General features: G+C 59.0%; 12 protein-coding genes. 6 read left to right on the forward strand and 6 right to left on the reverse strand.

All coding sequences use genetic code 11. From position 1 onward, the window contains the following. Positions 1-73: 73 nt before the first annotated feature. From CWE01_RS24835 to CWE01_RS24845, 3 genes are all read right to left on the reverse strand, one after another. Positions 74-454, reverse strand: a complete 381-nt coding sequence (locus CWE01_RS24835; RefSeq protein WP_100943188.1) for a RidA family protein — start codon at positions 452-454, stop codon at positions 74-76. A 95-nt stretch (positions 455-549) separates the two neighbouring features. Continuing rightward, a complete protein-coding gene (locus CWE01_RS24840; protein ID WP_218274297.1) occupies positions 550-1605 on the reverse strand; it encodes a sulfotransferase in 1056 nt (351 codons plus the stop codon). 62 nt (positions 1606-1667) lie between these two features. After that, positions 1668-3344 (reverse strand): bifunctional sulfate adenylyltransferase/adenylylsulfate kinase, encoded by a 1677-nt coding sequence (locus CWE01_RS24845; RefSeq protein ID WP_157815271.1) that lies wholly within the window; start codon positions 3342-3344, stop codon positions 1668-1670. A gap of 313 nt (positions 3345-3657) precedes the next feature. Here CWE01_RS24845 and pgi point away from each other — a divergent pair, with 313 nt between their 5' ends. Genes pgi through CWE01_RS24860 form a run of 3 tightly spaced genes read left to right on the forward strand, consistent with a single transcriptional unit; the run spans position 3658 to position 6987 of the window. Further along, entirely contained in the window at positions 3658-5313 is a 1656-nt protein-coding gene (gene pgi, locus CWE01_RS24850) for a glucose-6-phosphate isomerase (RefSeq protein ID WP_100943190.1), read from the forward strand. A 58-nt stretch (positions 5314-5371) separates the two neighbouring features. After that, on the forward strand, positions 5372-6400 hold the full coding sequence (locus tag CWE01_RS24855; protein ID WP_100943191.1) for a class I fructose-bisphosphate aldolase: 1029 nt from the start codon (positions 5372-5374) through the stop codon (positions 6398-6400). Continuing rightward, positions 6397-6987 (forward strand): histidine phosphatase family protein, encoded by a 591-nt coding sequence (locus tag CWE01_RS24860; protein ID WP_100943192.1) that lies wholly within the window; start codon positions 6397-6399, stop codon positions 6985-6987. Before CWE01_RS24855 ends, CWE01_RS24860 begins: the two co-directional genes overlap by 4 nt. A 108-nt stretch (positions 6988-7095) precedes the next feature. Here CWE01_RS24860 and katG read toward each other — a convergent pair whose 3' ends face one another. From katG to CWE01_RS24875, 3 genes are all read right to left on the reverse strand, one after another. Beyond that, positions 7096-9354 carry a catalase/peroxidase HPI gene (gene katG, locus CWE01_RS24865; protein ID WP_100943193.1) on the reverse strand — a complete coding sequence of 753 codons (2259 nt, stop codon included), beginning with the start codon at positions 9352-9354 and terminating at the stop codon, positions 7096-7098. Between the two features lie 124 nt (positions 9355-9478). Further along, complete coding sequence (locus CWE01_RS24870; protein ID WP_100943194.1) at positions 9479-18163, reverse strand: glycoside hydrolase family 94 protein; 8685 nt, start codon at positions 18161-18163, stop codon at positions 9479-9481. A 156-nt stretch (positions 18164-18319) separates the two neighbouring features. Continuing rightward, positions 18320-20710, reverse strand: a complete 2391-nt coding sequence (locus CWE01_RS24875; RefSeq protein WP_100943195.1) for a response regulator — start codon at positions 20708-20710, stop codon at positions 18320-18322. A gap of 378 nt (positions 20711-21088) precedes the next feature. Between CWE01_RS24875 and CWE01_RS24880 the strand changes: the two genes are divergently transcribed. From CWE01_RS24880 to CWE01_RS24890, 3 genes are read left to right on the forward strand one after another with little or no spacing between them, the layout of a single operon-like run. After that, complete coding sequence (locus CWE01_RS24880; RefSeq protein WP_100943196.1) at positions 21089-22576, forward strand: NAD(P)H-hydrate dehydratase; 1488 nt, start codon at positions 21089-21091, stop codon at positions 22574-22576. A gap of 24 nt (positions 22577-22600) precedes the next feature. Next, a complete protein-coding gene (locus CWE01_RS24885) occupies positions 22601-24967 on the forward strand; it encodes a phosphoketolase (protein WP_100943197.1) in 2367 nt (788 codons plus the stop codon). Then, positions 24955-26172, forward strand: coding sequence for an acetate/propionate family kinase (locus CWE01_RS24890; protein WP_100943198.1), 1218 nt, complete (start codon positions 24955-24957; stop codon positions 26170-26172). Before CWE01_RS24885 ends, CWE01_RS24890 begins: the two co-directional genes overlap by 13 nt. Positions 26173-26297 lie beyond the last annotated feature (125 nt).

The following is a 26297-nucleotide window of genomic DNA, read 5'->3' on the forward strand; positions in this document are numbered from 1 at the left end:
ACGCCTGACCGGCACCTTATGCCGGCGGTCGGCGACCACTCGCTGAGGGGGGCCGCCGGATAACGCCGCGAACTCAGGCCTTGGCGGCCATCGCGGTGACTTCCACCCGCATGCCTTCAACTGCCAGGGCGGCCACGCCAACGGCGGCGCGCACCGGCCAGGGTTTGGCGAAGAAACGTTTGTAGACTTCGTTGAAAGCAGGGCGATCAGCGATGTCAGTGAGGTAGATGGTCAGGTGCAGGACCCGGTCCATGGAGCTGCCGGCTTTTTCCAGTGCCACTTTGAGCGCCTGCAGGGTGCATTCGCTTTGCAGGGTGATGTCGCCCAGCTCCAGGCTACCGTCGGCGCGAGTAGGGATCTGGGTGGAGACCAGTATGCCGCCGAAACCGGCGACGTCGGAGGAGATGGAATCCGCGTCGGGGTCGGGGAGGAACGTAAGGTCGTGGTTTGCCATGGGGATCTCTTGCTTGAGGTGGTATGGCGGTGATTATGCCGACTACTTATCGAGGATGTTGCGCGAGGTTGGACATTTTTGCCGGGCCGGCTGCCTTATCGACTGCGTTCGAGCCGGCTACGCACTGAGGCCAGGTAATCCGCACGGTACTGGCGCAGGATGTAGTCCTGGAAGTTTTCCTGTTCCAACGCTCGCCAGGCAAGCTCCTTGGCCTCACCTGAGCGCTCAGTGGCGGCCACCGACATATGAGTGTCAAAGGCAAAGTTGGCGGCCGTCATAGGCTCATACCCATATCGCAACATGAACGCCTTGGCCAGGGTCTCGATCATTTCGATTTCGTGGGTTTTCAGTTGCCCCTTGAACTTATCAATGTTGCCGGTGATCGGCGAGCAGCAGTTTGATGACCACAGCGCCGACATCTTTGAAATCTGCCGGGCTTCCTGTGACTCGGAGATATCCAGCATTTTGTCCAGGAATTCAATGTCGAAAAAATTGCATATCTGCCTGAGTATCGTTTCCTCATCAAGAAGAAAGTCTTCATAGCGAATGGTCAGGACGCGCTCTGGGTATTGCTCGATCAAGGATTGGGCCGCTCGATGTGCAGCCACCCAGGTTTGTGCATTGATCAAGGTGTCAAAGTCATGAATGATCGCGCGATTCATCGAAGCGACCTGGGCCCGCGGGTCTCGTACAACATTGAGCAGTCGCATCTGTGGAAAAAGCTGCATGAGTTCATGGGCGCAGTGCACATCGTCGAGAGACTTGTCCATCACTACGTGTGCGTGTTGCTGTTCCGCGGCACACAACAGCAACTCCCAGGTAATGCGATGTACGCTTCGCGGCTCGTGGCGAACCCGTTCGAAAATATCGATCGGGTCAAAAGCGCTGCCAGGCCATTTGACGATGCTGGCTGCCTGCAAACCGACTACATCGACCACCATGCGAAAGTAGTTATTGTCATCGGCAATATCACCGTACAGGGGGACAATCGGCATAAAGTCGGCGATATGCAACGGATAAGGTGAATAGAACCGTGGATTAAGATTGAGGCGTAGCCGCAGTGCGTGACTACCGCACCGACGCAGCGGAATCATCAATATGGGCCGCGGACGCGCATTGCCAATGGACACAGGTTCAGGGGTGATGTTCACATCATTCTCCTTGGGAACACAGCGGGCTTGACCGACTTGGGTGTATACAAGGCTGTTGTGGTTCAGGGTTCATGAAGGAGAGAGGAGGGGAGATAGTCCAGTTCGACCAGGGTGGCAATGATCAACTCCACCGCCTGGGCCGCACTCAAACAGGCAGTATCAATTCGTAAGTCTGGATAGAGCGGTGCTTCGTAGGGGGCATCAATACCCGTCATCCCCGGTAGCTTGCCGGCCCGGGCCTTGGCATACAAACCCTTTCGGTCACGCCTTTCACAAACTTCCAGATCCGCCGCTATGTATATTTCGAAAAAGGCCGTCTTGTGGCTGGTGGCCAACTCCCGACAGACCTGGCGTGTGCTCGCATAGGGGGAAATACAGGCGCACAGGGCAACACCCCCGGCCCGGGCGATCTCGATCGCGACAAAACCGATACGTTCGACATTGGCCTCACGGTCCTCTTTTGAAAACCCCAGCCCCTTGCAGAGGCTATGTCGAACCACATCGCCGTCCAGCACGCTCACGGTTCGTCTCCCGTCCTCCCGCAGTCGCACGGCAACGCCATTGGCAATCGTTGACTTGCCAGCGCCAGACAATCCAGTAAAGAAGAGTACAAAGCCTTGCTGTTGTTTCGGACGATATGAACGACGCAGTTCGGCGACGATATCCGGCGTGCTGAACCATTCGGGAATTTCCGCGCCGCTGGCCAGCTTTTCCCTGACGGTGGTTCCCGACAGGCTCAGCACGGCGGCCCCCTGTGGTACCTCTGAGGCAGGTGCGTAACGCCGCTCCTCCTTGAGATACAACATTTCCTCGAAGGCCAGGATCTGCAGGCCGATTTCCTGCGCATGTGCCAACGCCATTTCCTGGGCGGCATAGGGGGCGTAAAACGCGTTGCCGTGCCTATCGTTGCCAGGGCCCGCATGATCACGACCAACGATAAAATGCGTCGCACCAAAGTTCTTGCGAATCAGTGCGTGCCAAACGGCTTCCCGGGGGCCGCCCATGCGCATGGCCAGCGGCAGCAATGACAGCAGGACGGCATCGGCGGGGTAAGACTTCAAGGCATGTTTGTAGCATCTGACACGGGTGTAGTAATCGATATCATCCGGTTTGGTCAGCCCCACCACGGGTTGTAGCAACAAGGCCGCATTGGCTTGTTTCATGGCGCGGAGGGTTAATTCAACATGGGCACAATGCATCGGATTACGTGTTTGAAAGGCGACAACGGCTTCCCAGCCACGACGGGCTATTTCGCGTTTGACCTGCTGGGGTGACAAGCGCAAATCAGAAAAATCATAGTGCGTCACCGAATCTACTTGTTTGATGATGCCGCCGACATTAAAAGCATGTTGACGATACAAGGCCGCCACACCGGGATGACCTTTGTCCTGGGTACCAAAAACATTCAGTGCTTCGAGGTGATGGTCCGGCTGGTAGATTGAGTCAATGACCAGCACGGCTAACGTGACGCCTTCCGGATCACGTAGAGCCAACTCGCCCCCCAGTACCAGTTGATCGGCCAATACCTGCGGGATATCCAAGGTGATGGGCATTGGCCAAAGGGCGCCCGAACTCAATCTCATGTGATGAACAACACTGAGATAATCTTCCCGTCCGAGGAAGCCCGTCAGTGGGGAAAAGGCTTCATTGACGATCAACTCCAGGTCGCAGAGTTGTCTTGCGGAGAGTACCCAGAAAGGCAGGGAAGACACTCTGTTTTTTTCTTCGTAGTGTTCCATCGTACATTTCCCTTTGTACGGCCGAACGGGTCCGGTCCGGCACACATCGCTCATGTGCTGACTTCTTATATACAAGTGACGCTACGCAAGCCAGAGTAAAGGGTGATATCAAAGGGCTGTCAATGTGGGTGTATAGAACGAAGCAGACTTGATTATTTTCAATCGGGTTATAACTATTTCCTCCCTCTCCCTAGCCTGGAGGAGGGGCAGCTCATCAGCAATTGAACCAACAGCCTGGCGCTTCGGTCCTCTTCTACACTGTGATCAGCCGACGGAAACCCGCCGTCGGCGCAGCCGACCGAGTGAGCAAGTCATGAGAGAGTCAAAAGCCGTCTGCTCGTCATCTCTGACACAGTGCCCAGCCTGGAAAGCGCTACAGATGCATTTTCAGGCGGTGCACACCCTGCACCTGCGGCAACTGTTTGACGACGACCCCAGCCGTGGCGAGCGTTTCAGCGCGCAGGCGTGTGGTCTTTACCTGGATTACTCAAAAAACCGTATCACCGACGAAACCCTTGATTTGCTGCTGCAACTGGCTGAAGCGCGGGGTTTGCGTGAACGTATCGAAGCGATGTTCACGGGTGAGAAAATCAATGTGACGGAGCAGCGCGCCGTCCTTCACGTCGCACTGCGCGCCCCCAGGAGCGAGCAAATTGTCGTCGATGGCATCGATGTCGTGCAGGAAGTCCATGCGGTGCTCGATAAAATGGCCGACTTCGCCCACAAGATTCGCGCGGGTGAATGGCTGGGCTTTACAGGCCGGCCGATCCGCAACGTGGTGAATATCGGCATTGGTGGCTCTGATCTCGGGCCGGTGATGGCCTATGAAGCGTTGCGCCATTACTCCCAGCGCGATTTGACCTTCCGCTTCGTTTCGAATGTCGACGGGACGGACTTTGCCGAGGCGACACGGGATCTCGATCCCGCGGAAACCCTGTTCATTGTCTGCTCGAAAACCTTCAAGACACTCGAGACCTTGACCAACGCCCAAACCGCACGCACCTGGCTGCTGGGCAAGCTCGGAGATGAGCGGGCAATCACCCGGCATTTCGTGGCAGTGTCCACCAATGCCGAGGCCGTGGCCCAATTTGGTATCGATACCCAGCATATGTTTGGCTTATGGGATTGGGATGGTGGTCGCTATTCGATGGATTCGGCGATTGGTTTGTCGACTATGGTGGCCGTCGGAGCGGAAAACTTCCGCGCCATGCTGTCCGGCTTTCATGCCATGGACCAGCATTTTCGCAGCACCCCGTTCGAGCACAATCTGCCGGTCCTGATGGGGTTGCTCGCCGTGTGGTACAACAACTTCTTTGCCGCCCAAACCGTTGCGGTGCTGCCCTATGAGCAATACCTGAAGCGCTTTCCTGCCTATCTGCAGCAGCTGACCATGGAGAGCAATGGCAAACAGGTCACGCGGGAGGGCGCTCGTGTCGACTATCCAACGGGCCCGGTCTATTGGGGTGAGCCGGGCACCAATGGCCAGCATTCGTTCTATCAGCTTATCCATCAGGGGACGCAGCTGATTCCGTGCGACTTTATCGGTTTCTGCCAGGCCTTGAACAGCTTGCCACCGCATCACGATCTGCTGATGGCCAACCTGTTTGCCCAGACTGAAGCGCTGGCTTTCGGTAGAACAGAGGCTGAAGTCAAAGCGACGGGAATACCTGGCTGGCAAGTGCCCCATCGTATTTTTGAAGGCAACCACCCCAGCAACACCCTGCTGGCCGAACGATTGACGCCGCAAACGCTGGGGAGCCTTATCGCACTGTATGAGCACAGCGTCTTTACGCAAGGCGCGATCTGGAACATCGATTCATTCGATCAGTGGGGCGTCGAGCTCGGCAAGTCGATGGCGCAGAAAACACTCGCCGAATTGACCGCCGATGCCGATCCCTTGCTCACCCATGACAGCTCGACCAATGCGCTGATCCGCCGCTATCGCGCACTCAGGCAAGGGCAATCCTGAGCTACATGGCGATGGGGCATAGGACCCTGCTGATTCCGTTGTTGACAAGGAGTTGAACATGAATGCGCAAGCACTGATAGACACCACCAGGAAGCTGGTCGCCGACCATAAAGGGTTGCTGGCCATGGACGAAAGCACTCCCACATGCAACCGACGCTTTGCCCCGCTGGGTATCCCGCAGACCGAGGAGGCCCGGCGGCTCTATCGGGAGCTTATCGTGACCACGCCGGGGGTGGGTGACTACATCAATGGTGCGATTCTCTACGATGAAACCATCCGCCAGCGAACCGGGGAGGGCCTCTCATTCACTGATGCCCTGAGCAACGCGGGCGTTATTCCGGGCATCAAGGTGGATATCGGTGCAACAGACCTGGCGGCTCATCCAGGAGAAAAAATCACCGAGGGCCTGGATGGGTTGCGCAGCCGGCTCAAGGAATACTTTCAGATGGGCGCCCGGTTTGCCAAGTGGCGTGCGGTGATCACCGTGGGTGAAGGCATTCCCAGCGCCGGTTGCATCGAGGCCAACGCCCAGGCCCTGGCCCGGTATGCCGCGTTGTGCCAGGAGGCGGGCCTGGTGCCCATCGTCGAGCCGGAAGTGCTGATGGACGGTGAACATAGCCTGCAACGATGCGCTGCCGTAACGGAGCAGGTCCTGCGCATCGTCTTCCAGCAACTGCACGCCCAACGCGTACTGCTGGAAGGGATGATATTGAAGCCCAATATGGTGCTTCCCGGCTTGGCTTGCAGTACACCGACAACACTGGCCGCGGTGGCCGATGCAACGGTGAACTGTCTGTTGCGAACCGTGCCTGCCGCTGTCCAGGGCATTACATTCTTGTCAGGGGGGCAATCGGCAGAGTTGGCCTCGGCACGATTGAATGCCATGAATCTGCAGTTCAAGTCACGGTTGCCCTGGGCTTTGGCGTTTTCCTTTGCGCGTGCCGTTCAGCAACCGGCGTTGGAGATCTGGCGCGGCGAGACGGCCAATGTAGCGGCCGCACAGCAGGCGCTGTTACACCGGCTCAAATGCAACCACGCAGCATGCCGGGGTGAATACGACGCCACTGAGGAAAGGCCGGCCGTATGAAAGATCCCGTTCATATTTATCTGATGAGACACGGCGAAACCGAATGGGCGCTTTCCCGCCAGCATACGGGTCGCACGGATATCCCGTTGACGGCACATGGCGAGGAGGAGGCGAAGACACTTGCACCGCAACTGCGGGATATCCCCTTCAGTCATGTCCTGACCAGCCCGCTAAAACGCGCGCAACAAACCTGTGCATTGGCAGGGCAGGGAGCTTCTGCCGTGATCGTCCCGGACCTGGTGGAATGGGACTACGGTGATTACGAAGGACAGCGTTCAGTCGATATTCTCAAGCAGCGACCGGGCTGGAATCTCTTCCGCGACGGCTGTCCGCACGGTGAAAGCCCAGTGCAAATTGCCGACCGTGCTGACCGGCTCATTGCCCGACTGAAGGAGCTGGACGGCAATATTGCGCTGTTCTCCCATGGTCAGTTTTCTTCCGTCCTGGCCATGCGATGGGTGGGTTTACCGGTGGTTGCAGCGCAGTATTTTCCACTGGATACGGCATCGCTGAGCATTCTCACCTACGATGCCCACCACCCCGAGGTGGCGATCATCGCACGATGGAACGCGTTATCAGGGCATTGACCCAGGCACCCCGATCTACCAGGCAGAGGTGTGGACCTCAACCGCCTGATCATTCTGTAAAGCAGAACACCTCCGCCAGGGAGGTGTCCTGCTTTTTGGCCAGAGGCATCAGGCCAGGTCGAAGCGATCCAGATTCATCACTTTGTTCCAGGTCGCGACGAAGTCGTTGATGAACTTCTCTTGCGCATCAGCACTGGCATAGACTTCAGCCAGGGCCCGCAGTTGGGCATTGGAGCCGAAGACCAGATCGACACGGGTACCGGTCCATTTGAGGGCGCCCGTTGTGCGGTCACGCCCTTCATACAGATCGTTGTCGGCCGACACAGGCTTCCACTCGGTGCTCATGTCCAGCAGGTTGCGGAAGAAGTCGTTGGTCAAGGTTTCCGGCCGCGTCGTGAAGACGCCATGTGGGCTCTGCCCAACGTTGGTGTTCAACACCCGCAAGCCCCCGACGAGTACCGTCATCTGCGGTGCGGTCAGGTTCAGCAATTGGGCCTTGTCCACCAGCAGCGCTTCTGCCGACACGCTATATCGTCCCTTGAGATAATTGCGAAAGCCATCGGCAATGGGTTCGAGAACGCCGAAGGATTCAACATCCGTCTGCGCCTGCGAGGCATCCATGCGTCCCGGCGTGAACGGCACTGTCAGGCTGTGACCGGCATGCTTCGCGGCTTGTTCGATGGCGGCGGCGCCAGCCAATATGATCAGGTCCGCCAAGGAGATCTTTTTGCCGCCGGACTGCGCGCGGTTGAATTCGTCCTGGAGCCTTTCGAGGGTGTTCAGGACATGCGCCAGTTGCTCCGGTTGATTGGCCTGCCAATCCTTCTGCGGAGCCAGACGCAGGCGTGCACCGTTGGCACCGCCGCGTTTGTCGGAGCCACGGAAGGTGGAAGCCGACGCCCAGGCCGTGGTCACACATTGCGCCACCGACAGTCCCGACGCGAGGATTTTGCTTTTGAGTAATGCGATGTCCTGTTCATCCACCAGGGGGTGATCCAACGTCGGAATCGGGTCTTGCCACAGCAGTTCTTCTGCCGGCATTTCCGGGCCCAGGTAACGGGCAAGTGGCCCCATGTCACGATGGGTCAGCTTGAACCAGGCGCGGGCGAAAGCCTCCGTCAACTGCTCGGGATTATTCAGGAACCGCCGGGCAATCGGCTCATAGATCGGGTCGAAGCGCAGCGCCAGGTCTGAGGTCAGCATGCTTGGGGCATGGCGTTTCGCCGGGTCGTGGGCGTCCGGAACAGTGCCAGCCCCCGCACCATTCCTGGGAGCCCACTGGTGAGCGCCCGCCGGGCTTTTGGTCAGCTCCCATTCGTGGCCGAACAGGTTCTCCAGGTACTGGTTGCTCCACCGGGTGGGGGTCGATGTCCAGGTGACCTCCAGACCACTGCTGATCGCATCGGCACCTTTGCCCGTGCCGAAGCTGTTCCTCCAGCCGAAACCCTGCTCTTCGAGGCCGGCAGCCTCCGGCTCGGGTCCTACATTGGACGCCGGTCCGGCACCGTGGGTCTTGCCAAAGGCATGGCCGCCGGCGATGAGGGCCACGGTTTCTTCGTCATTCATCGCCATGCGCGCGAATGTCTCGCGGATATCCTTGGCTGACGCCACAGGATCGGGCTCGCCTTCGGGGCCTTCCGGGTTCACATAGATCAGGCCCATCTGCACGGCCGCCAGCGGATTCTCCAGCTGGCGACCTTGACCGCCGATGCGATCCTGCTCGCTGCCGTGCAGATCCGCCTGGGCGACGAGCACGCCGTCGCCTGGCGGGCTCCTGCCATAGCGGCTATCGCCGCCCAGCCAGGTGGTCTCGGCCCCCCAGTAGACATCCACCTCCGGCTCCCAGACGTCCTGGCGTCCGCCGGAGAAACCGAAGGTCTTGAAGTTCATCGACTCCAGGGCCACGTTGCCGGTGAGAACGATCAGGTCGGCCCAGGAAATTTTTCGGCCGTATTTCTGCTTGATCGGCCAGATAAGGCGGCGCGCCTTGTCCAGGCTGACGTTGTCCGGCCAGCTGTTGAGTGGGGCAAAGCGTTGTTGTCCGGCACCAGCGCCGCCGCGACCGTCACCGGTGCGGTAGGTGCCGGCGCTATGCCAGGCCATGCGGATGAACAGCGGGCCATAGTGGCCGAAATCCGCCGGCCACCAGTCCTGGGAGTCGGTCATCAGCGCCCGCAAGTCGTTCTTCACGGCCGCCAGGTCCAGGCTCTTGAAGGCTTCGGCGTAGTTGAAGTCCTTGTCCATGGGGTCGGACAAGGAGGAATGCTGGTGGAGAATGCTCAGATTCAACTGATTCGGCCACCAGTCGCGGTTTGACGTACCGCCACCGGCCGCGTGATTGAAGGGGCATTTCGATTCTGTCGACATGGGTTATCAACCTTCGGTCATATTCCGGCACGGCGTAAGGCCAGTCCGTATGAATGGAGTCAATGGCACAGGGGAAAAGAATAGCTGCTCAATCGACGCAGAGACGGATCGCAGGCGTCATGTTTCATTTGAACGACTCAACCTCCGTAGGTGAGCCAAGAGCAGAGGGCGGAGTGACTCGGGAACAGTTGGCCAGCACCTGATGTTCACCACCATCGTCGTGCAACTCCAGTACAGAATCGGCCAGCCGCAGGCCATTCAGGCTGAGGCTGTTGATCCCTGCATCCTGTTGACTGACCTCGATGTGATAAAGCGTCGCGCCGAACCAGTAGTGCAGGGTATAACCGGCCCAATCTGCGGGTAATACGGGCTCGATGCGCAACAGACTGCCGGTGCGTACCAGTCCCAGCAATGACTCGACGATCAGGCGGTACATCCAGCCCGCCGAACCGGTGTACCAGGTCCAGCCACCCCGGCCGGCGTAGGGCGCAGTGCCATAAACATCAGCGGCCATCACATAAGGTTCAACCTTGTAGGTTTCGATCCGGGCGGCACTACGCCGGTTGACCGGATTGATCATGTCCAGCAGTTCCCAGGCTTTTGGGGCATCTCCCAAGCGCGCATAGGCCATGCTCGCCCACACGGCGGCGTGCGTGTATTGGCCACCGTTTTCACGGATCCCGGGGACGTAACCTTTAATGTAGCCAGGGTCGAGCTTCCCCTTGTCGAACGGTGGGTCGAGCAACAGCACCACCCCTATATCCCGTTTGACCAGATGCTGGTCCAGGGCGGCCATCGCCGTGCGTTGTCGTTGATGGCTGGCGGCGCCCGAAAGCACTGACCAGCTTTGCGCGATGGAGTCGATCCGGCACTCGTCATTGCTCGCCGAGCCTAGAACTTGCCCGTCATCGAAATAGGCACGACGGTACCAGGCACCATCCCAGCCCTGACTTTCCAGACTCGTCGCCAGGGCTGCGGCATGCTCCCTGCAACGCAGGGAAAAATCTGCATCCTCATGAACCCGCGCGGTCTCGGCAAATTGCTGCAGCACGTCGTAGCTGAAGAAGCCCAGCCAGACACTTTCGCCCAAGCCCCTGTCACCCACCCGGTTCATCCCGTCATTCCAGTCGCCCGTCCCCATCAAGGGCAGACCGTGAGTTCCCCGTTCGAGGCTATGCTCGATGGCGCGCACACAATGCTGGTAGAGGCTGTCCCTGAGCGCAGAACTGCCTGGCAAGTCGTAATAGGACTCTTCACCGGTGTTCAGCGGCCGCCCCTCGATGTACCCGATACTCTCATCGAGCACGCTCTTGTCACCCGTGACCATGACATAACGGCTGGTCGCCAGCACCAGCCACAGGAAATCGTCGGAGCACGCGGTGCGTACACCGCGATTCTGCGGTGGGTGCCACCAGTGCTGAACATCACCTTCGGGGTATTGATGGGCGGCACAGAGCAACAAGTGCTTACGCGCTGCCGTCGGGTCGGCATGGATCATCGCCATGCTGTCCTGCAACTGGTCGCGAAAGCCGATAGCGCCTCCGGACTGATAGTAACCACTGCGCGCCTGAAAGCGACAGGCGATGACCTGATACATCAGCCAGCCGTTGACCAGTACGTCTATCGCGGGGTCCGGGGTCTGAATCTGAATCACCCTCAAGAGGGTGCGCCAGTGGACACGCACGGCCTCCAGTTCGATCGCGGCCGCCCTGAGACCTCGGTATTTCTGTACGAGCCGGGATGCCGACTTGTCATTTTGTTCGGCACCCAGGCGGAACACCACATCCTGGCTTTCACCGTCAGCCAAGTCCAAAGCCACCTGCATCGCCCCACAGGGGTCAAAACCACCGCCGCAGCGACCAGACAAACGCGCATGTTTCAAGCCGGCAGGGGCACTCAAGAAACCATTGCGGCCGATAAACTCCGAACGGTCGGCGGTGAAGCTGCGCTGGGGAGAGTCGGTGTCAATAAACGCTACGCGACTGGAAAACTCGATCGAATAGGCGTTGCGGGCAAACAAGGCACCGCTGAACGGATCCGTTTCGGTCACCACATGCATGGCTGTTTTACTGCGCAGATCCCCCAGGACCCACTCCACGTAGCAGGTGGCCGATATCCGCCGCGGTCGACCGCTGGTATTACGAATGTTCAAACGCGAGAATTTGATCGGCGCGTGCAGCGCCACATAGACCCACAACTCAGAGTGGATGCCATCTTCCTCGTGTTCGAAAACGCTGTAACCGAAGCCGTGACGCGTGCGGTACAGGCCACTGCCAGGGCAGGGCAACGGAGTCGGCGACCAGAAATGTCCGGTCTCTTCGTCACGCAGGTAGATCGCTTCACCGCTGCTGTCACTGACCGGATCGTTGTTCCAGGGACTCAAACGGTATTCGTGGGCATTTTCACTCCAGGTGTAGGCGCCCCCACTTTCGGAAATCACAGTGCCGAACTGGTCATTAGCCAAAACGTTGGCCCATGGCGCGGGCGTCGGCCGGCCAGGTATCAACGTGATCACATATTCGTTACCGTCGGGGGAGAAACCACCATAAGGCGTACTCAGTATCAACGCCCCGGCGGTCTGTTGCGCAGTCATCGTGGCTGGGCGTTCAGCACGTGGCTGCAGGGGTTCGAGTTGCGGTAGTAGAGGGGGCGCTGCGTGCCGGCGCTGGACCTGCTCGACCAGGGTGCCCTTGTCGTCGTTCAGCACCAGCCGGGCGACCGAGAGCATCAAGGTACGGTCTTCGCTGGACAGCTGTTGAGCCGGTCGCACGAAGATACCGCCCGGACGATCCACCAGGCTCGCTTCACTACCTGAGGTCACCAGGCCCATGATCAGGTCCTGTAATTGCTGGCGGTAACCGACCTGGTCTTCGTTCCAGATCACCAGGTCGACCGACAGGCCTTTCTGCCGCCAATACGCATGTGCCTTGATCAGTTGTTGTACCAGCTCGATGTTGGTCAACTCCGAGATTTGCAGCAGCACAATCGGCAGGTCGCCCGAAATCGCCTGCCCCCATAACCCGGACTGACTGCGGCGATTGGCAATTAACACGCTGGTTTCAGCCCGCAATGAAGGGCTTGCGTAAATGATCGACGCGGCCATTTGTTCGAACAGCCGGGCGTCGGTGAGGGAGGCGTTCAACTGCCGCAACAGCACCTGGCTATGGGTCCAGGCCAGGTCGAATACCCGATCCGCCAAATGCCGGTCACGGTACTTGCTGATCAGCTGTATACAGTGCTCACGGCTGTCGGCCATTCCGGTCACCAGATCGATGGTCGCCGTCTGTCCCGGCTCCAGGGTAATGCGGCAGCGAATCGCAACGATGGGGTCGAGCACCGAGCCGGCACTGTTGGACAGTCGCTGCACATCCGCGCCCATGGCCGCCGGTGCGACCACCGTACGACCTCGACCGATAAAGCGGGCGCGGTCGGTTTCGTAGGAAATCTCATCGATGTGCGCGCCATGGGCTGCCAACAGATGACACATCCAGGGGGTGGCTTCCTCGGCAGATCGAGGTCGACGGGTACACAGAACGGCTTGCAAAGGTTGCAACAGCTCTGTCTGCACGAACAGGTTGCTGAAGGCCGGGTGCATGGCGTCGCTGATAGCCGGAGCCAGCACCACCTCGGCATAACTGGTGAGCTCGATGCAGCGACGTAGCCGGGCTCGGTTGGTGATGTGCAGTCGGCGCAGCTCGATATCGTCCTCTGGGGAAACGACGATTTCAGTGTGGGTGTCGAAGTCCTGCTCACGGACCCTGAACTCGGCCCGGGCATCGGTGAAAATCGCTTCCTGGCTCTCGGTCCGACTCAGCGTCGGCTGATGGGCCGCTGACCAGAAGACGTCGTTCTCGACATTGCGCAAATAACAGAACATCCCCCAGTTGTCACAGGTAACGTCCTCGCGCCAGCGGGTGATCGCCAACTCGTTGCAACGGCTGTAACCGCCACCGCCACTGCTGACCATCACATGATAACGGCCGTTGGACAGCAACTGCACGGCGGGCCGCTTGCGATTGGGGTCGGTGAAGACTCGCAGTTTGGTTTCATGCAGTCGTGCGGCTTCATCGGCTGCTGGCGCAGTGGAGGCATGCAGGTACTGAGCGGCGGTTTTCGGTACGCGCTCTTGAAGGAGCAGGGTAGTGGCCTGGAACTGTGGATCGGACTCGAAGCGGCGTTGCATGGGGCGATCCAGTAACACACTGGTCAAGGCCAGCAGGCTCATGCCTTGATGGTGCGCCATGAACGATTGAACGATCGCAAAACCCTTTCCTCGCGGCAGGCGCGCCTCGGTGAAGTCGACGGCCTCATGCAGGCCAAAGCGCCCGGCCAGGCCCAGTTCGGCGAGCCGTTCCAGGTTCCGGCAGGCAGCACCGGGGTCGACCATCAGCGCCAGTACCGTCGCATAAGGTGCGATCACCGTGTCTTCACCCAGGCCGCGCTTGAGGCCCAGCCCCGGTACACCGAAGGCCCGATATTGGTAATTGAAGTGGCCGTCGAGGGTGTTGTAGCCCGATTCGGAGATGCCCCAGGGAATGCCTAGCTGATGACCGTATTCAATCTGCAGGGCAACCGCCGCGCGGCAGGTCTGGTCGAGCAGGGCCCCCTCATAATTGGGCATCACGAGCAGGGGCATCAAGTACTCGAACATCGATCCGGACCAGGACAAAAGCACTGGCGTGCCACCGTTGCTGGTCAGCAGGCGACCAAGGGTAAACCAGCCTTCCTGGGGAATCTGCCCCTGGGCGATCGCCAGGAATGTGGTCAGGCGCACTTCAGAAGCCAGCAAATCGTAGTAGCCGGCGTCGAGTTTGCGTTCGTCGGCGTTGTAGCCGATGACGAAGAGATCGCGATGCTTGTCGTAGAGGAAGCTGAAGTCCATGTCCGCCAGATGCGCGACGCTGTCGGCCAGTCGCGTCAGAGTGGCGATACGTTCTACAGCAAGAACACGCACCGCCATGACCCGGGCTTGGTGCTCAGGTAACCACTGCGTAACGTCGAGTTGCGCGAGCTGGCGCAGGCGGGTCTGCGTGAAAGGCGCATTCTGCGCCGTATCGGGAAGCTCGAAACGCCGGATTTCAGTGAGCAGGTCGATGCACTGAGCCTGCGTGCTCTCATACCAGAACTCGCAGTCATCCGTCGTCACTGAACGCGGGGTAGCCACCACCTGAATGGTCTGTTCAAGCGTCTCCAGCAGGAGGCTGCGTAGCTGATCTGGCTGGGCTATCGCCCGGGCCATGGCCAGCAAGGAATCTTCCCTCAGGATATTGACCGAGGGGTCATCGAGCCCTGCCGCGATGAGTGTGTCTTGCAGTACCCCCAGAGTATCGTTCAGCCCGTCGAACAAGCGCTCATGGAACACCGGGACATCGGCCAGCGCCAACAGCCCTGGGCGTAAGGTGAGCAGCAGGGCCGCCAGGTTGCCGCTATCGACGGTCGAGACGTACAACGCCGGCAACGGCTTTAGCGTCTGGGTGTCGTACCAGTTATAGAAGTGCCGCTGATAACGATCCAGTCCCATCATGGTGGTCAGTGACTGATCCAGCCGCTCCAGCAGCCGGGTGCTGCTCAGATAGCCGAAGTCATGAGCGGCCAGGTGGGAGAGCAGTGCCATGCCCATGTTCGTCGGTGAAGTACGATGGGCAATGATAAAGCGCGGCGCTTCCTGAACGTTGTCCGGCGGGAGCCAATGGTCGGCCGGGCCAACATACTGATCGAAGAACGCCCAGGTTCTGCGGGCCAGCGCTCGCAGGAACCGTAACTCCTGGAGCGAGGGCTGGAACTGCGCACGGGACGAAGAGCGGCTGATCCACCAGGCCACGGCTGGGGCCACCAGCCATGACAGGATAAATGGCGAAGCCAGAGCAAGGACTTCCGGTGTTGCCAGCAACAGCGCCGATACCCCGATAGCGAGCACGGGAGCAATCCACATTTCCCGATACAGGTCCTGCAAGCTGTGATGAGGGTTACGCTCGACCTCGCGAGACGGTTGCCATTGCAATAGCCTGCGCTGGCTCACCAGCATGCGCCACAAGGTGCGTGCCACGGCATCCAGACTGTAGAGGGCTTCGAATGGCAGCCAGATCAGGGGCAGCATCGCTCGAGCCAGATGCTGGCCGCAGAGCCTTACGGCGGCGACCAGATGCTGTTCAACCGGCACGTCAGTGGTTTTGTGCATCAATTCCTGCACCGCGCTCGACAGCGGCTGAATCAGGACCAGCATCAGTACCGCCAGCGTCCAGGACAACGATTGTGTCGATCCCAGCCAGCCCCAGAGCAGAAGAGCCAGTAATGCTGCAGGCTCCAGACTGCGTCGCAGGTTGTCAAAAATTTTCCAGCGGGCCACCGCACACAGGCGGTTACGCACATGTCCCCCCGAGGCTTTGGGGGTCCAGGGCATCAACCAGGGCAGCAGTTGCCAGTCCCCACGAATCCAGCGATGTCGACGTTTGACATCCGCGGTATAGCGGGCAGGGTATTCCTCGAACAACTGCACATCACTCAGCAGTCCCGACCGGGCATAACACCCCTCGATCAGGTCATGGCTGAGGATATGGTTTTCCGGGAAGCAGTCTTGCAGCGCCTGTTCGAAGGCATCGACGGCATAAATGCCTTTACCGATGAAAGAACCGTGCAGGAAAAGATCCTGATAGACATCCGACACCGCACGGGTATAAGGATCGACCCCCGCTTCGCTGCCGAACAGGCGGGCATAGGCTGAGCGGGCGGTGCTCGGCAAACTGATGCCCACCCGGGGTTGTAGAATCGCATAACCACCGTGAATGCGCCCATCGTGAGGGTCGAACTGCGGATGGTTCAACGGATGCTCCATCGCACCGACGCATTGGCGGGCAACATCACGGGGGAGTTGGGTATCCGTATCGAGGGTGATCACGTAGCGCACCGGGTAAAGGGCCTGGATATTCCCGACGATCAGCGAAAACCGATCCAGCCCCTGTCCGCGCAGCAGCGCATTGAGCTCAGCGAGTTTGCCGCGCTTGCGCTCATATCCCATCCAGATTTGATCGACCTGGTTCCAGCGCCTGGGTCGGTGCAACAGAAAGAATCTGTCTGCATGGGGTTCCGGGTATTTGCGGTTCAGCGCGCCGATCAATCCCTGGGCCTGGGCGAGAAGGGCATCGTCCTGCGGCGTGGTCTCAGTCGCGCAATCCATGAAGTCCGTCAGCAAGGCAAAATGCAGATGGGCGTCGCGATTCGCCAGAAAACGCACTTCCAGGCTATCAGCCAGTTCTTCAATGTCGGCTGCGTTGGCCATCAGGGTGGGAATGACCACCAAGGTGCGGGCCTCTGCTGGAATACCTGTGCTGTAGTCCAGTCGAGGCAACACGTTGGGGCGCAATGTCATTGTCACCAGCCCGTTGACCAGTCCGATTGCCAGTCGGCTGCAGATCAGCAAAACGGGAAGGGAGAGCAATGCCACCGAATAGTCGGGTAGTTCGTCGCGATAGAGTTCGCCAACAAATGGCCAGGCCAGAAGTGCTGTGATCCCGATGACCGGACCGAGAAAAAAGGTCAGGGGGGCTCCGAGCAGCCATCGCTGACAGCGCTCGCCCAAGGGCATGCGAGCATCGATTCGCTGCTCCAGCACCTTGAGCCCCGGCCCCACGAGGTAGTAACCCACATGCCCGGCCCTGTCATCCTGAAGCGGCGGTAGAACGCGGGTGTTGGCCAGGGTGATCGCGGTGTGTGCGATGCTTTCTTCCGTGTGGTCGGCCCTTTTGGCCAGACGCTCGATCACATGCCGGTATTGATCACGGGTCGAGAAATCCATTCGGGGGTAGACGCCGCAAGGGTCGGTGAGCAGTTGTTGTTCGACATGGCTCAGGCTCTCGACGAACGCTTTCCAGTCGGTTGCGGACAGCAGCCGCAAGCTGGCGATGCTATTGCTGATCGACACCTGGTCTGCTGCTTGCTTCTGGGCGTCGATCTGTACCTGGCGTTCAATATTCAATCCCGATTCGCCGAGCATCTGCTCAACCCAGGCCAATGGCAGGATAAGCGCGGCATTCTGCCCTTGGAGTCGACGTGCCAGTTCGGCCACGAAGGGGGAGGTCATGGGCGGCTCGGAGCGGGCCATGTCTGCCACCGTCAGCACGACACTTTTAGCATCGCGCTCAGCGATTTCAATCAGATGATCGGCCCAGTCGTTGGCCAGGTTGCGATCCACCCAGTTGGACATCACCCGTGACGCCACCCGCCGCAGATTCTCGATCAGCGCCAGGCGTAGCATGATCGGGATTGCCCAGAGCTCACCGAGGGTCAGGGGCGTCACCTTCTGATAACACCCGACAAACCGACTCAGGCTCTCGGCATCGACGCGCCCGTCCCCGTGGGCGATGGTTTCCAGCGCGATGTCGTACACCCTCGGCAGCCCCGCCGATGGCCCATCGGCCAGGCTCGGTAATTCACGGGCGTAACCGCGCGGCAGGTGAGTTTTGGTGGTGCGGATCTGCTCTTCCACCAAGTAGTAATTGTCCAGCAGCCATTCAGCCGCCGGCGTTGCTCTACGGGTGGAGATGGGCGCCGTTGTAAGGGCTCGACAAGTGCTGGCCAGTGTCGCTTCGTTGTCGGCCAGTCGCGCGAGCAAGGCTTCTTTCGATGAACGAAGGTTCAGATGGTGCTGTCGGGCGAGCTGGGCCCCGTGACTGGCCATCTGCTCGGCGCTGAACAACTCCGAACGCAACATGGGTTCGTAGGAGAAGGTGCGGCGAGACTCTATCCAGCGTTGAAACTGAAGGGCAGGGTATCTCCAGCGCCGAAGCAATCGTAAGGTCCAATGGTTATCCATGGTTTCCTTGGCATACATGCCTTGGACAAGTGATGATGAACCAAGGACGAACACCGCCAGCCGTGGGCTTGGGCGTAATCTGGGAGTGTCGTTCCTGGCCTGGGTTGATGTCTGTGCGTCAGCGAACATAGATACGTCAGCCAACCACAGGGAGAGCTAGGATCTATAGGGTCTGCTCACATCGGAGGCAGGCTTGGCAGAAGTCTGAGAATTGGCTGCAAGCGCAATACGAGCCAGTGCAGGAATGGATCTGGAATGAGTGCGGGTCATGATCGAAGCACGGTGATTTTCCACGGTACGCTGACTGATTCCGAGTTCTACCGCGATGTTTTTACTCGGATGGCCCGCCAGTACCATGTCCATGATCTGTCGCTGCCGGAGGGTCAGGTTGCCGATGCAATGAGTGGCCTCCTGAGTCCAGGCCAGCTTTTTATTCGCGTCACGTGAGTGCTCCAAGGCTCGCGCCACGCTTTGAAGCACCTCGCCAAGACCAAATGGCTTTTCAATAAAGTCCGACGCGCCGGCCTTCATGGCATCGACGGCGACGGCAACATCGCTGCTACCGCTGATCATGACGACGGGCAAGTCCTCAGCATTGCGTCTCAATCGATGCAGGAGCTCAAGACCTGTCATTCCCGGCAGATGAGCATTCATCAGCAAACAAGCCCTTGGGCCTGGTGAGTAGCCCTCGAGAAAGGCCTCGCATGAGGCATAGTCCTGGACCCGATAGTCGCTGGACTCAAGTACGCCTCGGATCGTATCGCGAAACAGATCGTCGTCGTCGACGACCCAGATAACCGGCGTGCTTTCGTCACTGGGCTCGACGGCATCGAGCGGCTCATCCTCGACAACAGCCCTGCGCAGTTGCGCAAGCAGGGAGGCAATGACGAACGTGATCTCCTTGAGCTTTGCGGGCTTATTGAGCTGGATACAGTGCTCAAACGCCACATCGCGTGAAGTCTGTCGTGAAATATCACCCGTCAGGACAATGGCCGGCATGTTGCGACGAAGCTTTTTGCGCAACTGGGAAATCATTTGCAAGCCATTGATCGGTCCAGGCAGATTGAAGTCCGCCAGTATCAGATCGGGCTGTACGCCGCCATGGGTAATGCTCTCAAAGGCTTTAACCCCATCACTTGCCGTTGCCACCTGATAGCCTGCGGATTTGAGCAGGTCCGCCAGCAACTCCAGCAGTTCGGCGTCATCTTCGACAATCAGGATCATTCCTCGGTGGGGAACGCTGTTATTCTGCTCTGATGCAACTCCTTGAGCGATTCCTCTCGGCGCCGCGCTTTCACGGGACAAGGCGACATCAATGGAGAATGTCGAGCCCTTTGCAACATTCGATTGCACCCGTAGTTGGTGCCCCAACAAGGCGCATAAGCGTTTAACGATAAGCAAACCTGAACCGTTCTCAAAGCCGGTATTGTCGATAGGCGCGTGACTCTCCAAAAGCAACGCCTGCTCCAATGGCTCAATGCCTATGCCGGTATCCCAGACCTCAATGCTGAGCCATCCGCCATGGCGGCGACAGCCCAGAAGCACTCGACCTTCATGGGTGTACTTCAGTGCGTTGGAGAGCACATTGCGCAACATTTGCTCCAACAGGCGCGGATCGCTTTCCACCGAAAGATGACAGGGCACGAACTTCAGCTTCAAGCCTTTGGCGCAGGCCTTGTAGCTGAACTCATCGACGAGTCGATCCAGCAGGTCACTGAGTCGAAAACTGACGGGATTTGCCAATACGGTGCCGGTTTCAATGTGGTTGATGTCCAGAAGAGCATTCAACATTCCCGACATGGCGCCCACGGTTTCGCCAATCCTGACCGTTAGTTTGCGGGGTTGCTCATCCTTGAGAATCCCCAGCAACAATCCTTGCAATAATTTGAGTGTCTGTAGTGGCTGGCGCAGATCATGACTGGCGGCGGCGAGAAAGCGTGAGCGGGTAGCGCTGGCCTTTTCCGCTTTCTGCGTGGCTTGCTCAAGCGCCTGAGTGACCTGCTTTTTGTCGCTGATATCGGTAAAGGTGATGACCACACCGTCAACCAAGCCATCTTGTGTCTTATAGGGCGAAATCCGACGGGTAAAGCTTACCCCGCGGCACGACTCGACTTCTCGCTCCAGAACCGTCATCTCGCGCAAGACGGTCCTGGCATCGTCCAGGAGGTTGGCATCAGTGGCGAGCGGACACAGGTCAGCCAACGGTCGCCCGATGTCCCCGGCAAGGATGCTGAACAATGACTGGCTGGCGGGTGTGAACAGGCGAATATTCAGATTGGCGTCCAACAGGATGGTCGCGATGTCCAGGCTGTACAGCACGTTCAGAGAAACCCACGAGGCCGCCCGTTGTTGCTCGAGCGAGGCACGAAGCTGAACGTTCATCGCGATCAACTCGTCGTTCAGCGAGCGCATCCGGTCAAGGGATTCAGACGATTCGTGAGAGGCCGATCGCTCTTCTGAGACCAGCATTGCAGCGCCGGCTGAAGGAGATGATGTAATCACCTTGGGCTTGGCCGTTCCAACGTTGAGTGGAAGGCGAACAGGCATTGTGACTTTCCGCAGCAATGCATTCCAAAGGAACGCGTCTTTGGATCCTACACCCCTTTGGTGGCGACGCAATGTCCACTGTTGCAGAGCCGCGAGGGTCAACGAGTTTGTCAGTCGTATCCACAGCGGACCGGCTGGACCTTGACCCGCTTTTGCTGAGCCGCAAGTCTTTCCGTACCGATGGAGGTCGCCACGGGTCTCCGACAAGCGGTCGTTTTTGGATATCTCGCTTGCAAAATCTGCCTAGGTAGTTTCCGAGGCTACTCATAAGCAGGCAAGACGCCTAACTTGATTTACCTCGCAGGCGCGGGCTCTCGACGCCCCTGGCGGTATCCGGCCTGCGATCATTTTCAGTTCGATCTGAAAGAGTGGTAAAGCATGAATACATCGAATTGCGAACCCGTTCGGACGAGTCACGAGACTGCCTTGCTGACGGTCCAACAGATGGCGGAGGCTGATCGGCTATCGGTCGCTGCCGGAGTGTCGTTTTTTGAGTTGATGGGGAATGCCGGTGCAGCAGTGGCGCGCGAAATCGAACGCCGCTGGACACCAAGGCCGGTAGTGGTGTTGTGCGGGCCGGGCAACAACGGTGGCGACGGGTTTGTCACTGCGCACGTGTTGGCGGAGGCCGGCTGGCCGGTAAGGGTGGCGATGCTGGGGAGTCGATTCGGCCTGAAGGACGAAGCCAGGCAACATGCACAGCGTTGGGGTGGGGAAGTCGAAGCCTTGACCCCCTTGGTGCTCGGAGGCGCCGAACTGATCGTTGATGCTTTGTTCGGTGCCGGTCTCAGTCGCCCACTGGAAGGCCAGGCGCTGGAAACGCTTGCCGTCGCCAGTCTTGGTACGGTGCCCATTATCGCAATCGATACCCCCAGCGGGGTGATGGGCGATACCGGCGAAGTGCTGGGGGCAGTACCGGCCGTGCTGACCGTGACTTTTTTCCGCAAGAAACAGGGCCACCTGCTGTTACCGGGGCGGGACCTTTGTGGCGAAGTCATCGTGGTCGATATCGGCACCCCCAAGGCGGTGCTTGATGTCATCGCCCCCCGGACTTTTGAGAATCACCCCGGGTTGTGGTTGGCCGACCTGCCGCGGGCCAGGGCTGATACCGATAAACACAGTCGGGGCCATGCATTGATATTTGGCGGTTATCCAATGACCGGCGCGGCCCGAATGGCCGCCAGGGGGGCAGCAAGAGCCGGGGCCGGGCTCACCACCATCGTGGTGCCTGAAATAGCCTTGTCCGTTTATGCCTCCGCGCTGAACAGCATCATGGTGCGCCCATGGGCGACGCCGGAAGACTTTGGTCATTTGCTCAATGGCAGTCGTTTTTCCGCCTGGTTGATCGGACCCGGTGCCAGCGTTGACAAGGAGACCTTCGGGCACGTATTGGCCATGCTCGCCACCAGACGCCCGACAGTGATCGACGCCGGTGCACTCACGGTCTTCCAGGATGACCCGGGCGCACTTGATCGAGCGATCAACGGTCCCTGTGTGTTGACGCCCCATGAGGGCGAATTCCGCCGGATATTCGATCCCGCTGGCGACAAACTGACCCGCACCCGGGCCGGAGCCCGGCGGAGCGGGGCTGTGGTGGTCCTCAAGGGCAGTGACACGATCATCGCAGCCCCCGATGGCAGGGCAATCATCAATGCCAATGCCCCCTCAACCTTGGCCACCGCGGGCGCGGGCGATGTCTTGAGCGGAATTATTCTGGGCTTGCTCGCCCAGGGAGTGCCGGCCTTTGCCAGCGCCGCAGCGGGTGTCTGGCTGCATGGCGCGGCGGCGGCCGAATTCGGCCCCGGATTGCTGGCCGAAGATCTGCCGGATCTGCTGCCGGCTGTTTTTCGTCAGTTGTACAACTGAGAGCCAATCCTTCAGGAGAATACGATGCGCCAGGTACTGACCCCCCAACAGTTGCTTGATATGGATGCTTATTGGCGGGCGGCTAACTACCTGTCAGTCGGGCAGATTTACCTGCAAGACAATCCCCTGCTTGAAATACCCTTGCAACTCAAACACATCAAACCTCGCTTGCTCGGGCATTGGGGCACCACACCAGGGTTGAATTTACTCTATGTGCACCTCAATCGCCTGATCAAGGCCCATGACCTCAACATGATTTTCATTGCCGGGCCTGGTCATGGCGGCCCGGGTGTCGTGGCGCAAACATATCTCGAAGGCTCGTATACCGAGCGTTATCCAGCGATCGAGCGTGATCGTAACGGGCTGCGCCGGTTGTTCCGTCAGTTCTCCTGGCCCAATGGGATCTCCAGCCATGTCTCGGCGCACGTCCCAGGATCCATCCATGAAGGGGGAGAGCTGGGATACTCCCTGGCGCATGCCTTCGGGGCGGCCTTCGACAATCCGCAGTTGATTGTTGCCTGTGTGATTGGTGATGGTGAAGCCGAGACAGGGGCGCTGGCAACCAGCTGGCACTCCAACAAGTTTCTTAACCCGATCCGCGACGGAGCCGTGCTGCCAATTCTTCATCTAAACGGTTTCAAGATTGCCAACCCGAGTGTGTTGGCACGTATTCCTCAGGATGAATTGATCGCGCTCATGCGTGGCTACGGCTACGAGCCTTATCTCGTCGAAGGCGATGACCCCATGCGGGTTCATCAAGCACTTGCCGCCACACTCGATACCGTCATGGAGAGCATTCGCGAGATCCAGGCGACTGCCCGCCAGGCCCCCAAAAGTGCGATCCCCCAACGACCGACCTGGCCGATGATCATCCTGCGCACCCCCAAAGGCTGGACCGGGCCCAAGTTCGTTGACGGGCAGCCGGTTGAAGGTACCTGGCGTGCGCACCAGGTGCCGATTGCCGACTTCAGCAAGCCTGAACATCTGGCGCAGCTTGAGTCCTGGATGCGCAGCTATAGGCCGCAGGAACTGTTCGACAGTAACGGCCAGCTGCAGGTGGCGCTGGCCGAACTGGCCCCGACCGGCCATCAGCGAATGGGTTCCAATCCTCACGCCAACGGGGGAGAGCTGCTGCGGCCCTTGTTGCTGCCGCACTTCCACGATTATGCCGTGCCCATGACCAGGCCCGGGGAGGTCCGGGCTGAAGCCACTCGCGTGCTGGGAAACTATTTGCGCGATGTCATGCAACGCAATCTGGAATCGGCAAACTTCCGGCTGTTCGGACCTGACGAGACCGCATCGAATCGGCTGGACGCGGTGTATCAGGTGACAGGAAAAGCCTGGATGGCGGCGATTGAAGAGGTCGATATCAATCTCGACGCCGATGGCAGAGTGATGGAGATCCTTAGCGAACACCTATGCCAAGGATGGTTGGAGGGCTATTTGCTGACCGGGCGCCATGGCCTGTTTTCCTGTTATGAGGCGTTCATCCACATCATAGACTCGATGTTCAACCAATATGCGAAATGGCTCAAGGAATCGAAAGCGATCCCCTGGCGCGAGCCAATCGCGTCCCTCAACTACCTTCTGACTTCACACACCTGGCGCCAGGACCACAATGGCTTTTCGCATCAGGACCCCGGATTCATTGATCACGTCGCCAACAAGAAAGCCGGCACGGTGCGTATCTACCTGCCACCGGATGCCAATTGCCTACTGTCGGTCTCCGATCACTGTTTGCGCAGTCATGATTACATCAACCTGATCATTGCCGGTAAACAACCGGAGTGGCAATGGCTGGACATGCCCTCGGCGGTTCGACATTGCGCGATCGGGGCGGGGATATGGGGCTGGGCGGGGAATGAGGACGCAGGCGGTCCTGATGTGGTCATGGCCTGTGCGGGGGACGTACCGACCCTCGAGACGCTGGCCAGCGTCACACTGTTACGCGAGTACATTCCCGATATACGAATCCGGGTGGTCAACGTGGTCGACCTGATGGTCCTGCAACCCCGTTCCGAGCATCCCCATGGCCTGCAGGATGATGATTTCGCCGAACTGTTTACCACCGACAGACCGGTGATATTCGCCTTTCACGGGTACCCCGCGCTGATCCACAAATTGACGTACCAGCGGATCAATCATGACAACTTCCATGTGCGCGGTTTCCGTGACGAGGGCACCACGACCACGCCGTTCGACATGGTGGTGCTCAACAATCTCGACCGCTATCAGTTGGCTCTGGACGCTATTGAACGCATCCCGCGCCTGCGCAATGAAGTTGGCCCTGCGCGAGAGCGTTACTGGACGATGATCGAGCGGCACAAACGTTACATCAGTGAGCATGGTGAAGATCTACCGCATGTGCGGGACTGGCAATGGACAGTCTGAAGCGGCTGAGCGCCGCACGGAACGGCCAGCCAGGACCTGAACGGGAGCGGCTGATTCTGGCGTTGAACAGCGGTTCGTCGTCGCTCAAGTTCGGCGTTTATCGAGTCACGGCGGGGCAAGTCCAGAGACTGATTGACGGTGAGGCCCAGGGGCTCGAGACCCAGGCAGGGCGTTTCGATGCGATCGACGCAGAGCATCGAACGTTAGCCGGGCTGGCCATGCCCATGATCACCACGAAGCAAGCGCTGCATGAGATTGAGCGCTTGCTGGAACAGACGCGGTTTGGGGGGCTTGACGGCATCGGGCATCGCGTCGTTCACGGCGGCCCCGTGTTACGTCAGCCCTGTGTTGTCGACCAGCAGGTGCTTGAGCAGTTGCAACAGGTGGCAGCCTTCGCCCCCTTGCACACACCGGCGGCGCTGTCTGTCATTCATGAAACAGCGGGGCATTTCCCCGGTGTGCTGCAAGTGGTGTGTTTTGATACGGGCTTTCATGCACAAATGCCTGCGATCGCCCATGTACTGGCGTTGCCTGAAGAGCTTCGCGCACAAGGGATCCAGCGTTATGGCTTTCACGGGCTGTCTTGCCAGTCGATTGTCAGGCGTCTGGCGCGTGATCTGCCCGAGCGCCTGATCATTGCCCACCTGGGTAACGGGGCAAGCATTACCGCAGTACGTGCTGGCCAGTCAGTAGACACCAGCATGGGCCTGACACCCAGCGGCGGGATGATCATGAGCACCCGCAGTGGTGATTTGGATCCCGGGGTTCTGATCTACCTGATACGCCAGAAAGGGCTTGATGTGGCAGCCGTCGAGGACTTGGTCAATCGCCGAGCCGGTTTGCTTGGCATCTCCGGACTCAGCGGTGACATGCGCACACTAAAGAGCGCGCGCCCGACCCAGTCTGACGCACGACTGGCGATCGAGATGTTCTGCTACTGCGCCTATAAACAGATCGCCGCGATGATGGCGGTCCTCGGAGGTATCGACACGCTGGTATTTACAGGCGGAATCGGCGAAAACGATTCAGAGGTCCGCGCGCAGATTTGCGCAGGGCTGGCCTGGACCGGCCTGGTTCTGGGCTGCGCGCAAAACGAGTCGGCCAGTGAACTGATCAGCACCTGCGAGTCGAGCTGCACGGTGCGAGTTCTTGCCTCCCAGGAGGACGATGAAATAGCCCTTGCTACCTGGCAACTCATTCCCTGATGGGCAGTTGGCGATCATCAGTGAGTATTTATGCTCATGACTTTTTTGTCTGCAAAGGCGAAGCCATCTTTCCTGATGGATATTTTCTCTCTTTAACGAACACCCCATGAGTATATTCCGATACT

Origin of the sequence: Pseudomonas sp. QS1027, from assembly GCF_002814235.1 — a bacterium.
Lineage (GTDB): Bacteria > Pseudomonadota > Gammaproteobacteria > Pseudomonadales > Pseudomonadaceae > Aquipseudomonas.